This is a genomic window from Microbacterium sp. NPDC090014, from assembly GCF_044748285.1.
Lineage (GTDB): Bacteria > Actinomycetota > Actinomycetes > Actinomycetales > Microbacteriaceae > Microbacterium.
On sequence record NZ_JBIVFS010000002.1, the window covers coordinates 395,202 to 410,844 of the forward strand.

Genomic DNA, 15,643 nt, shown 5'->3' on the forward strand with positions numbered 1-15,643 from the left:
GTTGCGATATCCTGGCATCGGCTCGTGATCCGCAAAGACAGGTTCTTTCTGCGTGCCGTACTAGGAGGGGTGTGGCTGCCGATATGACAGCACTGGTCGGAGTGATCGACGGGTTCAATGGACGAGGTGTGTTCGGGTGGGCTCGTCGCGACGGCGACGGCTCGAGTCTTCACATCGACATCGAGCTCGACGGCGTGCTCGTCGCGACGAACGTCCCCGCCGACAGGTTCCGGAAGGATCTCGTCTCCGCCGGTGACGCTCATGGCAGGCACGGTTACGTGTGGGAACTCCCCGCCTCCGCGACGTTCGGGGAGCGTGTGAAGGTCGCAGTCCTGGCGAACGGATCGGGCGAACTGATCGCAGAGCGCGAGTTCGCAGCGCCTTTCAGCGGCACGCCCTGGCGCGGTGCCATCCGCGAGCCCAAGAACCGGGCGCTGAACGGTTGGGTGAAGCTGAACGGCAAGAACGACCCTGTCGTCGCTGACATCTATCTCAACGAACACCGCGTCGCTGCAAGTCACAGGTGCGACCTCGCAGTTCCGGAACTCACCACGGGAGCCGGAACAGGATCGTGGGGATTCAGTGTTCCCACCGGCAAGTTCCGCCCCTCGGCAGACTCCGTCGTGGTGTCGCTCCGCGATCCCGCAGACGGGTCGATCATGCTCGAGAGAGAGGTGAGCACCGCCGCCCTCAAAGACTCGTACCGCGGCAGCCTCGAAGGCACCGACGACGCTGACGTGCGCGGATGGGCCATCAATGAGAACTGGCCGGATGACGTCTTCGATGTCGAAGTGCTTCTCGACGGCCATCCATATCTGACGGTCAAGAACTCGCTGCCGCGAAATGACCTGCGCAAAGCCGGCCTCGCCAACGGCCAGGGCGGAGTGAGATTCATCAATCCGCTGCACCGATGGATCTCCGACGGTGCTGAGCACGCACTCTCGCTGCGGTTCCCCGACCAGACGACGAGTAGCGAGTATCGCTTCAGCTCACACCCGCGCCAGTCACAGGGGGGAAGCGTCCGCTTCGAGGAGCCCTCGCGCCGTGGCGTGACCATCATCGTCCCGATCTACAACGCGCCGGACGATGTGGCGGTATGCATCGAGCGTCTCCTGGCTCACACCCCTGAATCCGCACGCATCCTGCTGATCGACGACTGCTCACCCGATGCACGGGTGAGAGAAGTGCTTGCTCGCCACCGCGACGAGACGAGGCTACGGATCCTCGGCAACGAGACGAACATGGGGTTCACGAGGACCGTGAACCGGGGGATCGTCGAAGCAGGGGACGACGACGTCGTGCTCCTGAACTCGGACGCGCGCGTGACGCCCGGATGGCTCGACGGCATGCTCGCGGCCGCCGCCAACTCGCCTCGGACCGCGACAGTGACCGCCATGTCGGACCGAGCCGGCGCGTTCTCGGCGCCGCGAATCGGGAACGACAATCCGCTGCCTGCCGGCGTCGATGAGATCGCGTATGCGCGTGCGTTCCGCCGGGAATCGGTGCGGGTGTATCCGAGAGTCCCCACCGGCAACGGTTTCTGCATGTGGATCAGCCGACTCTGCATCGAGGAGATCGGGCCGCTCGATTCGCAGGCTTTTCCGCGTGGTTATGGCGAGGAGAACGACTTCTGCATGCGCGCGGGCCGCGCCGGTTGGATCCACGTCATCGATGACAGCACCTATGTCTTCCACGATCGATCGAAGAGCTTCGGCGATACCAAGACCGAGCTGCTCGCCGCAGGCCGGGCCGTCGTAGACGCTCGATACCCCGAATACAAGCACGCGATCCGCGTTTTCCGAGAGAGCCCGGAGATCGCGATCGCGCGAAATCGTGCGCACGTCGCGCTGACCGTGGCGTCCAGGAGCGCTGTCGCGCTTCCTCGTGTTCTCTACGTCATCTCGACGACGACGGGTGGGACGCCCCAGACGAATGCGGACCTCATGAACGCGCTCGACGACGCCGTGGAGCCTTGGGTGTTGCGCTGCGATTCGCGCGAGATGACTCTGAGCCGGGTCGTCGACGGCGAGCTTCACGAAGTGTACCGACACGAACTGCATCACGAGCTCGAGCCGATCGGTCACATCTCGCCCGAGTACGACAGCGTGGTCGGGTCGTGGCTCAGACAGTGCGATTTCGACATCGTCCACATCAGGCATCTGCTGTGGCACTCGCTGTCGCTGCCGGGCATCGCGAGCCAGCTCGGGATGAAGGTCGTCGTCTCCTTCCACGACTACTACGCCTTGTCTCCCAACCTGAAGTTGATCGACGATCGGGGCACCTACCTGGGTGACGAGTACGTCGGGTCAGGTTCGGTGTACCGCGACTCCGGCTGGCCGGTGCAGCAATACCCGACACCGACAGGCGAATGGCTGCAATGGTGGCAGGACCGTTTCTGGCGGGCGATCCGGATGTGCGACGCATTCGTCACCACGTCGGACAGCGCCCGCGACCTGATCCTCTACCACTTTCCCGAGATGGATCCCGAGCGGTTCAGTGTCATCGAACACGGTCGGGACTTCGAAGTCCTCCGCTTCGTCGCCGCTCGGCCGGTATATGGCGAGCCCATCAGGATTCTGGTGCCAGGGGGGATCAACGCGGCGAAGGGCGCGGAGATTCTGCGATCGATGGCGGACGCCGATGCCCATGGGCAGATCGAGTGGCACATTCTCGGACCGATAAAAGAGAAGTTCGAATCCAAGGGGTCACGCGTCGTCTACCACGGCGCCTACAAGCGTGAGAACTTCGGCAAACTCGTCGAGAAGATCGCGCCCCATGCGGGAGCGGTGCTCTCGATCTGGGACGAAACCTACTGTCATACCGTCACGGAGATGTGGAGCGTCGGCATCCCCGTCTTCGTTCTCGACTTCCCCAACGTTGCGCAGCGCGTGAGACGCTTCAATGCCGGCTGGGTTCTCGACGGCCTGGACGCCCCCTCCCTGCTCACGCAGATGACGGAGGCGCTCTACGATCGTGAGGCACGCGTGGCGGCTCTGCGTGGTGTCCACGATTGGCAGAACGGTTGGGGCATCGCGTGGACGACGAAGCAGATGGCACTGCGGTACCTCGACGTCTACCGCCGGATTCTCGCCGGATCGGAAGGCGATTCGTCAGACACGCTCCGAGTCGGCGTCCTTTCCCGTTCTTCCCGTGACCTCACGCGAGCCCCCGCATCGACCTATATCCGACTGTGGGAACGCACGCGGAACTCTGTGGCCCGCGATGTGGACTTCGTGCGGGTCGCACCGGACGGCGCGATCGCATCCGTGCGGCAGGGCTTGATCGACGGATTGATCGTGCAGCGCGACGCGGTACCCGCCGCAGCCGTCACGGACCTGATCACGGCACTCAGCGCGGCCGGTGCGGCGCTCGTGATCGAGGAGGACGGCGATCTGATGCCGGCCGATTCCGAAAGCGACGCGCGCCTGAGAGATGTCGCGGATGCACCTGCATCGACGGCGCTGCTGCGCGGCGCGACGGCCTTCTCGGTGTCGACAGAGGCGCGCCGTGACCGATTGGCGGATCTGGATGTTCCGGTTGAGGTCTTCCCTGCCGCGCTGAGTGATCGTCTGTGGAGCGTGCCGGTCAGTCCGCGGGTACGAGATGGGAAGGTCCGCGCGCTGTACCTCGGAGACCGGACGCACCGCGCGGATCTCGACGTGGTGCTCCCGGCGCTCGATGCGTTCGCGGCCACCCGCCCCGACTTCGAACTCGTGTTGATCGGCATCACCGCTGAAGATGAGCTGGAAGAGCTGCGAGACGGCCGGCCCTGGCTGCAGGGCTTCGAGGCGCCGGAGAGCGTTCGGCAGTTCCCGCAGTCCGTCGAATGGCTGCATGAGTGCGCCGAACGAGTCGACTTCGCGATCGCACCGCTGGCGGGCACGGAGCTCGACGCGTCCCGGTCTGACCTCCAGCTCCTCGAACATCTCGCCCTGGGGATGCGTACTGTCGCCAGCGCCGTCGGGCCGTACCGGGAGACCTCGATCCCCGGGGTGACAGCCGTCGCGAACTCGGTCGACACATGGGTCGATGCGCTCCGTCGCACGACCACCGAGGTCGAGTCGGAAGGATCGCGTATCGAGGGCCGCGCCTGGCTGGTCGAGAACGGCATGCTCGCGGGTCAGCAGCCCCGGTTCGATCGGTTCCTGAGATCAGCGGTGGATACCGCGAGAACCCCGCACTAGGACGCAATGATCGCGGTGTGATTCCGTCGGCCCCGCTGCGCGGGGCCGACGGCGAGTGTGTCCGCCTCCTGGCGGACGCGCTGCTAGTGGGCAGCGACCGTCCGGGCAGCGCCCTGCAGTGCCCCTCGAAGCTCAGCCCAGTGATCGTCGATTCTCCGGAGGGCCGGCTCGATATCGACGGGGGTCAGTGCGGTCTGCCGGCCGCCGGCGCTGAGGACCTTCAGGGCCTCGTCCCAGCTCGAGACCAGGCGTTCTTCGGCGTCGAGGTGCGCAAGCAGCCCGCGGAACTTGTGCTGGGCGGCGTGGCTGGCGACGATGAGTCCGGGGACTCCGAACGACGCGGCAGTGATGAACCCGTGCATGGATGAGCCGATGTACGCGCACGAGCGAGAGATCACGTAGGCGATGTCCTCTACGGCCTTCGGCGCTCCGAACACGACCGGGTCAGAGTGCATCTGTGCAGCCACCGTCTCGGCGAAATCGTCGTCGCCGTGACAAGGACCGATGGCGATGAGGACGATCGTCGCTTGGAGCGTCGCGGATAGCTCATCGAGACGTCGGGCGAGCGACGCGACGTCGCCGCCCTTGTAGCGGGCATTGATGTGCACTGCTGCGAACCGGGAGTCCAACGTCTCCGTCAGCCGGGTCGGCGCGTCCAGGTTCGCAGGCGCGCTCGTGGTGAACATGTCGCGGAGTTCCAGTGCGGAATCGGGGACCACGGTGGCTCCCGGGACGCCGATAGACCGCAGTACCTCTTGGCTGTAGGTGTCGCGGACGGAGAGGTAATCGGCTCGGGAGGCGAAGCGACGCATCAGAGGTGCGGCCGTCCTGCCCGGCACCTTGGGAACTCCCGGGGCGTTCACCACCAGAGGGATCCGCTGTCTCGTTGCGAGTTGCGTGGCACCGAGCCACAATCGCGGGTACGCCACGCTTTTCACACTCTTGTAGGTGGCGAGGTTGGTCCCATTGTCATGGATGATGTTCCCGCCCCCGACAACGACGGCGTCGAACTCGGTTCCTGCTCGCTGCACGTCGGCCAGAGAACGGCTGACGGGAACATCCCGATAGATCCGTATGCCGCCTACCGGCGATATATGAACGACCTCATCTGAGATGTCTGCGAGTCGCCATTCCAGAAGACGGGGGAACAGGAGATCGCCGTAGTTGGCGACGTCGAATGTGCCGAAGTGAGCAATTCGCACTAGGTCTCCCAGTCTTCGTGCACGATGCGGGTATTCATGTCAGAGCAAGTCGAGGCGCCGGAGCCGCTCGTCGAACCGGGCGGGTACTCGACGGGCGCGGAACCTTCGGGTGGTCTTCTGACCGGCGACGCTGTCACGAACTATACAAGCGAATCGAGAGAGAAGGCGAGTAGTCGTGGACTCGCCTCGCCGGGGGTCGGGAAGCGTGCCGGCATCCGATGATCGATCCCATTCGGATACCCGGGCTGTGGAGGCGTGGCACGTGCCCTCACGTCAGCTACGCCGCGACAGCGCCGCGTCGAGAAGCGTACGGGCCCGCGAATCGAAGGAGTGATCCGCGCGGATTCTCGAGGCGATCTCGGCCATCCGCTCGGCCGACGGCATCCAGCTTCGATCGGTGACGAGCTCGCGCATGCGCTCCACCGAGTCCGCGACGACCACGGCACCTTCGAAGATCTCCAGGCCGTCGATCGCGTCGCTGATCAGCGGTGTTCCGCAGGCGAGGGCATCGAACGTGCGGTTGTTGATGAAGCCCCACTCCGCCATGTCGGAGAAGTGGTCATTGAGAACGATGTTCGCCGACCTGTAGGCGTGCGGCAGACGATCGGCATCGAGGTACCCGTCGCGCACATAGCGCTCGGGCGCGAACTTGTGCCAGCCGGGGCCCCAGAGGCCGACCGGAGCTTCGGCCTGCACGGCCATTCCCACGATGGCGCGTCCGAATTCGTGCCCGTGACTTCCTCCGACGAAGATCAGATCATCGGGCTCACTGACCGGGTCCAGGTCGGGCCGGAAGCGTTCAGGCGACGTCGCCTGCAGAAGCGGCTCGATGGTTCGACCGGAGCGTGCCGACATCCAAGCGGCCCACTTCTCCGAGGCGGCGTACACGAGGTCGTATCCGCGAACCTCGTCGACAGTCACCAGCTCCGGTCGGCTGATCACCCAGAGGATGTTGACAGCCCCGGGCTGCGGAGGGATCGCATGGCGTCCTCGCAGTGTCAGCACGACGTCGTCGAGGTACGAGGTCGACCGGGTCCAGGCCTCATGCCGATCCGTGACAACCTGCTGCCCCTGAGCCCTGAGTGCGCGTGCGAGATCGGACGCGAACGGGATGTCACCCCAGTGATCGCCGCCCCGCGTGCATGGAACGCCGGTCTTGATGGCCCAGCGCAACTGCGTGGGTGAGGTCGCGGATGCGGTCTCCAGACGACGCGACTCTCTCAGCAGCACTGGATTGGCCGACGGCTGCCCAGGGCTGAAGGTGGGCGCGAAGCCGGCGACCGTCATACCCAGAGCGCCGTAGCGGTATCGGTCGTCGGGTGCGCTCTGTCCGTGCCAACGCTCGAGATAGGTGCGGCGATTCTGCACCTGTCGGCGTTCGCGATAGGCACTGGTGCCCGGCTGATGAACGACGATCGCTTGCGGTTCGCATTCGAATCGAGCCGTGGGCATCTCGCGCTTCGCCCGACGGCAGAAGTCCATATCTTCGAGGCCGTTCGCATACATCGGGTCGAAGCCCGAGAGCTCGGCGAAGATCGCGGCGTCGAAAAGACTGGCGCTGGCGCTGATGGCGGTCAGGTCATCAGTCCGTACGACTGCGGCGTCGTCGATAGTGAGATTCGCGAGCAGCCCGCTCGGCAGGGGCAGCTGGTCGTAGAAGGCATAGCCGGCGTGCTGCACTGTGTAGTCCCGGTTCACCAGGAGGGCTTGAACACCGGCTGCCCCGCGCTCCCGCCGCCTCGTCGACAGGGCCTCGAGCCAACCGTCTCGGGCATCCGCATCAGGGTCGAGGAACGCGACCTGAGCGCCCGTGGTGAGGGAGAATCCGTAGTTGGCCGCGAGGGCGAAGTTGTTGTTCGCCGGGAGGCGGACGTACCGGACTCGCGGTTCGCTCATATAGCGGAGCGTCAGGTGCCGACCGACCGCAGCACGTGAACCGTTGTCGATGATGACGACCTCGAGATCGTCATCGAAGGAGTGCAGGAGGCGGTCGATGGACCGAGCGGCGTGCCCTGTCGATCCGGCGACGACAGTCACGAGGCTCGTGCGATCTGCGACGCGGTCATCGACGGACCGGCGCGTGGCCTCCCAGTCGATGAGGTTGCGCTCAGTGACGACCCACTGCCAGTGCTGTGACTCATTCTGAGTGATGCGCCCGTCGGCACTCTTGTTGTCGTATTCGCATCCGACGAACGGGAGGTATTCGAGTCGTCCCAGCTTCGCCAGTCGAAGGACGAGGTCGTAATCCACCCAGCGGCGCAGCGTGACGTCGAAGACGCCGGTCTCCTGCAGGGCCTGCGCCCGAACCACCAGCACGTTCAAGTCGATGGAGTTTGCGAGCTGAAGGTCGATGAGCTGTGCATCGCCGCCGCGATAGGCCACATCGTCGTCGCCGTGCAATCGCAGTCCAGCATGGGACGCGACGACGTCGGGAGCCGCGTCGAGGGCAGCCAACGACAGCTCGAGGAATCTGCGGGTCCAACTGTTGTCACTGTCGAGGAACGCGATGAACTCGCCCCGCGCCTGCTCCAGCCCGGTGTTGCGGCTGGCGCCGACGCCCGCGTGGGGACCTGCGAGAAGGCGCACCCGAGGGTCGGTGCGCACGTACTCTGCGACGACGTCACGTGTGGTGTCGGTCGACCCGTCATCGACGACGATCAATTCGAACTGGTCATGGGTCTGCGCGAGCACGGATTCGATCGCCACCCCCACGAGATCGGCTCGATTCAGAACCGGCATGATCACGGAGACGAGCGCGCGCGAGGGAGCGTTCGCCGAAGTGACGCCCGTGATCCACTGCTGAGTCTCTTTGTGGTCCCATGTCTTGCGACGAGGCGGCAGCGCGGCGGCCATCTGGTCCCGGTGGGTCTCTGCGAACTCGATGGCCGCCCTGCGCGCCTCGCCAAAGGTCGGGACGGCGCCCGCGAACCCCTCGGGGACAGGGAGAACCTGGTCGGGGCGGAGACGGGAGAGCAGGTCCAGGGGGTCTTCGTCGGTGAGGCGAGGATCGAACAACGGCCCCCAGGCATGTGTCCGCGCGTGGGGGCTGCGCAGGTAGCTGAGCAAGGTCGCCACGCCGTCTCGCGCGCGGGTCGCACTGCGGACGCTCGAGGGGAAGAACTCGATCTCGATCAGCGGGTGCGGAGAAAGCCCCGATCCGATGCCGTGAGCGAGATAGTGCTGCATCGCCTGTCGGGGTGTCTGCCCCTTCAGCTGGACGATCTCGGAGTAGTAGGAATGGTCGAATATCCCGCTCCTGAGCAAGGCGCCCGTGGCGTACACGCGGCGTGCCTCGATGTACTGAGCCCGCGCCGTCTTCTTCAATCCTGCTACCGACACTCGCGATTCCCCCTGATATATGGCGTTTTGTCTGATGCTATTCGATGTCGTCCGCGCTCATGCGGAGGTGATCGCACGCCGCACACGCTCGGCGGCGGGTCTCAGCCACGGCGCGCGCGCGAGCACAGCCCGCGCCGCCGGGATCGTCTTGCGCGAGAGGCGTCGTGCGAGCGTGCCCCGGCTGCTCGTCGTGGAGTCCTCGCCGCCACTGCGCACATTCGTGCTGCGCGAAGGAGAGCGCGTTGCCGCATGCTGCTCGGCGAACATGATGGACAGGTCCACGATCTGCCGGACATCGGCGAGAGTCGGTTCGGGCGACAGCTCGGACGGCAGCGTGCCGGAGACGAGTCCGCGATACCAGGACGCAAAGTCGTGGGAGAGTTCGCGCTCGGCCGCGACCAGCGATGCGTCCGACATGCGTGCGTAGCGGGTCGAATCAGCCACGATCTCGGCGACACGTCGGGCAAGCGCCTCGGCATCCCCCCATCTCGTCGTCGCGACGCCGCCGTTCTCGCGGGTCACGGCCAACCACGGCAGGTCGTACATCGCGACAGGGAGACCTCGCGACTGCGCCTCGGGGATGGTGAGCGGGTAGCCCTCGATGATGCTGGTGTTCACGAAGAGATCGGCGGAGTCGATCGCCGCGAGGAGCGCGTCGCCACGAAGCGGTCCTACGGCCGTGACTCGGTTGCCCAGTCCTCGTTCCTTGGCCGTTCTGTTCAGCTGCGCGGCAGTCATGTCTCGCCAGTCGGGACCGATGATCCGAAGGCGGAAGTCGACACCCATGCGATCGAGATGCTCGGCCATGTCGATCAGTTCGCTCACCCGTTTGGTGCGTTCCTGCAGTCGCCCCCACCAGACGAGTTCGGCCCGACGGCCCGCAGGTGCGCGCCTAGGCGCGGCCTCGATGCCCGCGGCGAGCAGGTTCGAGGACGGCGGATTGGGCAGGTAGGACACACGCGGCATCCCCCGCAGCTTCCAGAATGCGACGTCGAGCGGCGAGAGCACGACGAGATGCGAGAGCAGGGGAAAGTAGCGCGGGGCGGATTCGAGCCGTGCGAGACCCAGCAGCAGCGATCGACCGGCGAAGTTGTGCGACCAGCCGATGGTGCCGACGCCCTCTGCGCGAGCCGCGAGGGCGAAGGCCTGCCATGACGTCGAGTACTGCCACTGGTGATCGATCACGAGATCCACTTCGTGGAGCGCGCATACCTCGGCCCATTGCGCGAGCGCGCCGCCGAGAGTGTCAGTCGACACCTCGGCGAACCCCACCCCTGCCGGAAGGTTGGAGAGGTCGCTCCCCGGCTCACGCGCGACGACCGTGACCCGGAACCCGGACTCCTGCAGCACTCGCGCCTGAGAGATCACGACGCCCGAGATCCCGCCGGTGCGCAGATGGTTCGTTGCGAGCATGATGCTGCGCACCGGGCGAGCTGCGAGGTCGATCGCGTCACCGTGCGCGGCGAGCGTGTCGATCGCCTGGGGCCAGTGCAGCGCGGTGGACTGCACGATGTCGCTGGCGGACGCTCGCGTGTACAGGTCGGCGAACATCGCACTCCGCAGATCCGAGCGCGTGTGCTCCGCGAGATAGCGCGTGGTGTAGCCGATGATGGCGCGTCGGACGGACCCGTAACTCGTGAGGACGAGATCGGAGTCCGTGCTGGTGCTGGCGATCTGTCGAACCGCCGGCTCGATCGAATCGATGGATCGGATGGCGCCCGCGTAGAACGATGCTGTGCGGAGATCGCGCACCTTCTGACCGCTCCCACCGCGCCCGAAGTGATAGCGGTACAGACGGTCCGGGATCGACTCGAGGCGCGTGGCCAGCGCTGCGGCGAGGAAAGTGATCGGCAGGTCGTTGACCCTCGGCAGCACGAGATCTGCGGGCATGAGCGCGTAGGCATCGACGAGTAGGCGGGTACGGAACAGGTACCGCCACAGCTGCCCCTGGGCGGGACGATCGAGTGGGAACAGGTTGCGGAGCACATCGCTTCCGGCGAGCGACGAGTGCTTCGGTTGCAGGCGCGACTCGAACCGCCCGCCGGTGCGACCGTCGAGCTGCACGACCTCGACGCCGAACTGCACGAGGTCCGCACCGGTCGCCGTCGCCTTCTCGACCGCTGCCTCGGCTGCGGTGCCGGCGAGTTCGTCGTCGCCGTCGAGGAACAGCAGGTGGTCCGCCTTCGCCGCGAGGATCCCGGTGCGACGTGCGTGGTACGCCGACGCGTTCTTCTCGTGACGGATCAGCCGAACACGAGGGTCTCTCGCGATGTAGCGTTCGACGATCGCGGCGGTGTCATCTGTCGACGCGTCATCGACGACGATGATCTCGATCGCTGCGAGAGTCTGTCGAATGCAACTGTCGAGTGCGTCGGAGATCACGTCCGCGTCGTTGAAGACGGGGACGACGATGGAGACGAGGGGAGTCGCGGTCATGTGATCTCTCGTTATCGGCGCCGCAGTATGCGTGTGACCTTCGTCGCCGCCGGTCGCAGCCAGGGGGCCGCATCGATGACGCGACGGCCGATGGGGGTAAGCACGCGTTCGATGCGGATTCCAAGAGCCGGCCGCGATGAAGCGGCGAGCGCGGGTGCGCTCGTCGTGGACCGGGCCGGTGCGGGACGCGGGGGTGGCGTGCTTCGCTCGGCGAAGAAGACGAGCAGCTCGAGCACCTTGCGTCCGTCCTCGAGCGTCGGCTCGGGGGAGAGCTCCGGCGCCAGCTCCCCGCGCAGCAGCTGCGAGTAGAGCTGGGAGAAATCATGCGAAGTCGCCTCGACAGCAGCTGCCACCGAGGCGCGGGACATCGCCTCGTACAGCGCCGGATCCACGGCGAGGTCGGCGATCGCCCCGGCGAGAGCCTCGGGATCCTGCTGGGGGGTGGAGATGACTCCGTCGTTGCCCTGGATGAGCGAGAGCCACGGCAGGTCGTACATCGCGATCGGAAGACCGCGCGACTGCGCCTCAGGCAGCGTCAGAGGGTAACCCTCGATGATGCTCGTGTTCACGAAGACATCAGACGAGTCGATCACTTCGAGCAGATCGGCACCGTGCCGGGGGCCGATGGCTTCGACACGCTCCGAGACGCCGCGGGCCTCGGCGAGAGCCAGCAGCCGATCCGCACTCATATCGGCCCAATCAGGACCGACGATCCGCAGGCGGAAGTCGACTCCGAGCCGCTGCAGTGCCGCGGCGACCTCGACGAGCTGCGTGACCTTCTTGGTGTGCTCCTCGAGCCGGCCCCACCAGACGAGCTCCAGTCGCCGGTCGAGCGGCGCAGGCTTCGGGCCGCGCACTTCGCCGGCGGCGAGGAGGAACGGCGACGGTGGGTTCGGGAGGTAGCTGACATGACGGATACCCCGCAGCTTCCAGAACGCCACATCCAGCGGCGAGAGCACCACCAGGTGTGCGAGAGCCCGGAGGTGGGTGTGCAACAGCGTCTGCAGGTCGTTTCCGTTGTAGGTGGGCCGCCCGGCGAAGTTGTGCATCCACCCGACGGTCGCCGACCCCGCGGTGCGGGCAGCCAGTGCGAACGACGGCCAATCTCGGGAGTACAGGACGCGGTGATCGACGACCACATCGACGTCGAAGCGGCGGCAGAGCTGCGCCCACTGCATCACGCGCTGACGTCGGCTGATGCCGGTCAACTGCACGAGCGTCACGCCCTCGGGCACGAGCGACTCGGCGCTCCCCGCGCGGTGTGTGGCGATCGTCACACGATATCCGGCTCCGATCAGGATCCGCGCCTGCGCGAGCAGCACACCGGAGACTCCGCCCGTGGTCAGGACGTTGGTCGTCAACAGCACGCTGTGCACCGGAGTGCGACCGAGTTCGAGGCGTTCCCCCCGAGCGACGAGCGCGGGGATCGTGTCGGGAGCGAACGTCACGGCGGCTGAGATGAGGTCGAGGTCGGTGACGCAGGCACGCAGTGCCTCGTACCCGCGGGCGCGCATCTCCGGCGGCAGCGAGGTGAAGGCGTCAAGCGCTTCCCCGATGGCAGTGAGGTAGGCCGCGATGTGGCCGTCGAGCAGCGGTTCGGGGTCGGAGCTGTGACGGGCCTGCTCCCGGATGGTCGCCTTGATGGCCCGGAACGACGCGATGCGATGCAGTGCCCGATCGAGGCGGTGCTCCGGCTCGGTCTCGATGTCGCGACGGGATGACCGGTGCAGATACTCGACCGTGCTGACAGCTGCGTACGATGTGGCCGATGCATAGGCGAGCAGCACGGTCGCGCGGTCATCGAGCGGGTGGTCGGCGGCGGTCGCGGCGTACGCCTGTCTGAGCAGACTCGTCTCGAACAGGTGACGTGAGATGTCCAGTTCCGCCGCTGTGTCTCGCGGAACGAGGCTGCGCAGGATGTCGACTCCGCGGAGGGGGCGGGCCTCGACGGTGCGCTTCACACGGGAGCGGGCGCCCTTCGTCGCCGGGAGGGGGAACCCGACGAGCTGCGCACGCGACTCCACTGCGCGGCGGTGAAGGCGCATCGCCGTGCCACGCTGCACTGCGTCTCCAGGTTCGAGCACCAGCACATACGGTGCGCGCGCAGCTTCGATGCCGGCCCGACGCAGCTGCGCGTGAGCGGAATCCGACGGCTCGGTGATGATGACGACGCGTTCGTCGGAGAAGTGGGTCATCGCGCCGGAGCCGGCACCGCCTGCGCGGACGCACACGACCTCGATCCGGGTGAGCGACTGCGCGAGACAGGAGCGGATGCTGCGATCGACGGCGTCCGAGTCTGCGTCCGCAGCGATGATGAAGGAGACCAGGGGAGTCGAGGGCGTCGTCATGGGATCGGGTGGCGGTCAGCGCGCTGCCGCCGCGGCGCGATACACGGCGCGATACTGCGCGCTGATTAGGTTGGGTGCCCGCGATTCGAGGTTGGGTCGGCCGGTGGGGGGATCCGCTCGGAACGAAGCGAGCGTCTTCTCGAGCTCGTCGGCCGTCAACGGGCCGCTGTGACGCCGCACCCAGGACGGGCCGACCTCTTCGGCCAGCGACCGCGTCTGCTCGGTGTCTTCGACGAGCACCGGCCGGTCCAGGGACAGGGCGAGCATGAGGATGCTCTGGGACTCGTAGGCCTCGGCCGCTCCGACGATCACGATCTCGGCCTGACTCACCTCGGAGACGCAACTGGCATCGGAGAGGAGTTCGTCACGGAGTGACATCGAGTCGGGGTGGTCCGCGAGGGTTCGCATGTACGCTGCCTCGTGTTCGACTGGCACCTTGCCTGCGACGCGCAGCGTCCACGCGGGAAGGTCTGCGAGGCCGAACACCGTGAGAGCGGCTCGGCATGTCGGATGGAGCGTGGTGACCGCCGTGATCAGCACGCGCCCTGGCACGGACTCCTGCCGAGGAAAGCCGAGGAACCGGTCCCGCATGTGGCTGTGGGCGACGACCTGCGCCGATCGGCCATCCGCCGCAGTCGTGGGGTGCAGAGCGAGCACCGCAGCCGCGGCGCCGTCCACGATGACTTCTGCTCGAGAGTCGGGGCCGTTCGCCTCCTCGCCGCGGAGTGTGCGCACGAGTGCGATGCGTCGGCGCCGCAGAAGCCGGATGAAGCGCTTCGCACGCCTCGTGCGGTCGCGAGCACTGCGGTCTCCGAGGACGCTCGAGATGTCGGTGAGATGGATCACATCCGCCCCACGCGCGCGAAACGGGTCGGTGCGGAACTCCAGCACGACATCCTTCGGCGCCCGCCCCTCCGAGTCGTCGCCGATGAGCTGGTCGACGTAGTCGACCCGATATCGCGGGGGACGCGAGGTGACGAGCACCGTCGGAACGGAAGCCTCGGTCGCGCCCTGTTCAGTCGCTGCCCCGGTCCTGGGAACGGGCACGGAGAACACAGAGCCACCATATAGTGGGGTGCAGTGATTGTGAAACCGACTCAGCATGTCTTCGCCCATCTCAGCGGGCAGGACGACAACCTCGGCGACTCTGCCCTGCGGCTGGCGTATCTCGCCGCACTTCGAGGCCCGGGGCGGCATGTGCACCTGCACCTCGGGGAAGCGACGAGCGACTTCATGGCGGGGTTCGCACCTGCGCCCGATCTCACCATCTACAGCGCGAGAGCGCAGTGGTCAGCTGCCGAAGCCGCGACGGCTCGCCCGGTGCTGGCGTTCAACGCCGGTGAGATCAATCCGCGTACCGGCCACTTTCCCGTTCCGACACGTGCGGCCGAGTGTGCGCGCGCTCTCGACGCGGGCGGGACGGTGATCTTCGCCGGCCTCGGCATCAAGAACGTCGACAAACTGCAGGGTGTCGCCTTCGACCCGGTCATGCGCGAGGCCCCGGTGATGTCGTGGCGGGACCGGGGGTCTCGCGACGGCGCCGGCTTCGGTGATTTCGCGCCGGATTGGGCGTACTCGGAGGGAGCGGCTGTCGACGAGTGGGCGCCGGCTGCCGGGCGGCCGCTCATCGCGGTGACGATGCGCTTCGACCGGGCGTGGCCGGGGGAGGAGTGGCTCGCATCCGTCCGCGCGTTCGCAGCTGCGACGCAGACCCGAATCGTCACCGTGGCGCAGGTGGCGCGTGACGCGCCACGAGGCGTTCACCTCGCGCGCGCTCTCGGCGGCGAGTACGTGATGCCCTCGAGCATGCGGCACGACGTCCTCGACGAATACGTGCGCGCCGTGTACCGGCAGTCGCTCGCCGTCATCAGCGACCGGGCACACGGCCTCATCATCGGCGCGACTGAAGGCGCTCATCCGATCGGCTCGGGAAGCGACCCGAACAAGATCTCCCGCCTGCTGACGGCGGTGGGGCTCGGCGCCCTCGTAGGTGGGTACGACCAGTTCGACGACTTCGCCCGTCGATTCGAGACTCACCTTCCGACGCTCGCCCCCGCGGTGGACGCCGCTCGCGTCGATATCGCGGGCCTGACCGCGCGCATCCACGCGGCGATGGATGCTGTGGCGTAACGCC

The 15,643-nt window shown here is 66.6% G+C and carries 7 protein-coding genes; 2 read left to right on the plus strand and 5 right to left on the minus strand.

All coding sequences use genetic code 11. The features are described 5' to 3' along the window. The first annotated feature begins 83 nt into the window (after positions 1–83). Positions 84–4,184: a glycosyltransferase gene (locus ACIPV5_RS15320; RefSeq protein ID WP_400341736.1), complete on the plus strand. Its 4,101-nt coding sequence runs from the start codon at positions 84–86 to the stop codon at positions 4,182–4,184. A gap of 83 nt (positions 4,185–4,267) precedes the next feature. Here the strand turns inward: ACIPV5_RS15320 and ACIPV5_RS15325 are convergent, their stop codons facing one another. The 5 genes from ACIPV5_RS15325 to ACIPV5_RS15345 all read right to left on the minus strand — a co-directional run bounded on the left by ACIPV5_RS15325 (position 4,268) and on the right by ACIPV5_RS15345 (position 14,565). Beyond that, positions 4,268–5,386: a polysaccharide pyruvyl transferase family protein gene (locus ACIPV5_RS15325; protein ID WP_400341738.1), complete on the minus strand. Its 1,119-nt coding sequence runs from the start codon at positions 5,384–5,386 to the stop codon at positions 4,268–4,270. A gap of 273 nt (positions 5,387–5,659) precedes the next feature. Then, positions 5,660–8,725 carry a glycosyltransferase gene (locus ACIPV5_RS15330; RefSeq protein ID WP_400341740.1) on the minus strand — a complete coding sequence of 1,022 codons (3,066 nt, stop codon included), beginning with the start codon at positions 8,723–8,725 and terminating at the stop codon, positions 5,660–5,662. A 57-nt stretch (positions 8,726–8,782) separates the two neighbouring features. Beyond that, positions 8,783–11,161, minus strand: a complete 2,379-nt coding sequence (locus ACIPV5_RS15335; protein WP_400341742.1) for a glycosyltransferase — start codon at positions 11,159–11,161, stop codon at positions 8,783–8,785. An 11-nt stretch (positions 11,162–11,172) separates the two neighbouring features. After that, entirely contained in the window at positions 11,173–13,509 is a 2,337-nt protein-coding gene (locus tag ACIPV5_RS15340) for a glycosyltransferase family 4 protein (RefSeq protein WP_400341744.1), read from the minus strand. Between the two features lie 15 nt (positions 13,510–13,524). Further along, the gene (locus ACIPV5_RS15345) at positions 13,525–14,565 is read right to left on the minus strand and encodes a hypothetical protein (protein WP_400341746.1); all 1,041 of its coding nucleotides are present in this window, start codon (positions 14,563–14,565) and stop codon (positions 13,525–13,527) included. 24 nt (positions 14,566–14,589) lie between these two features. Between ACIPV5_RS15345 and ACIPV5_RS15350 the strand changes: the two genes are divergently transcribed. Then, the gene (locus tag ACIPV5_RS15350) at positions 14,590–15,639 is read left to right on the plus strand and encodes a hypothetical protein (protein ID WP_053097498.1); all 1,050 of its coding nucleotides are present in this window, start codon (positions 14,590–14,592) and stop codon (positions 15,637–15,639) included. Positions 15,640–15,643 lie beyond the last annotated feature (4 nt).

Coding starts and splice junctions, on each gene's coding strand:
- ACIPV5_RS15320 (WP_400341736.1), top strand. CDS start 84: ATGACAGCACTGGTCGGAGTGATCGACGGGTTCAATGGACGAGGTGTG.
- ACIPV5_RS15335 (WP_400341742.1), bottom strand. CDS start 11,161: ATGACCGCGACTCCCCTCGTCTCCATCGTCGTCCCCGTCTTCAACGAC.
- ACIPV5_RS15340 (WP_400341744.1), bottom strand. CDS start 13,509: ATGACGACGCCCTCGACTCCCCTGGTCTCCTTCATCATCGCTGCGGAC.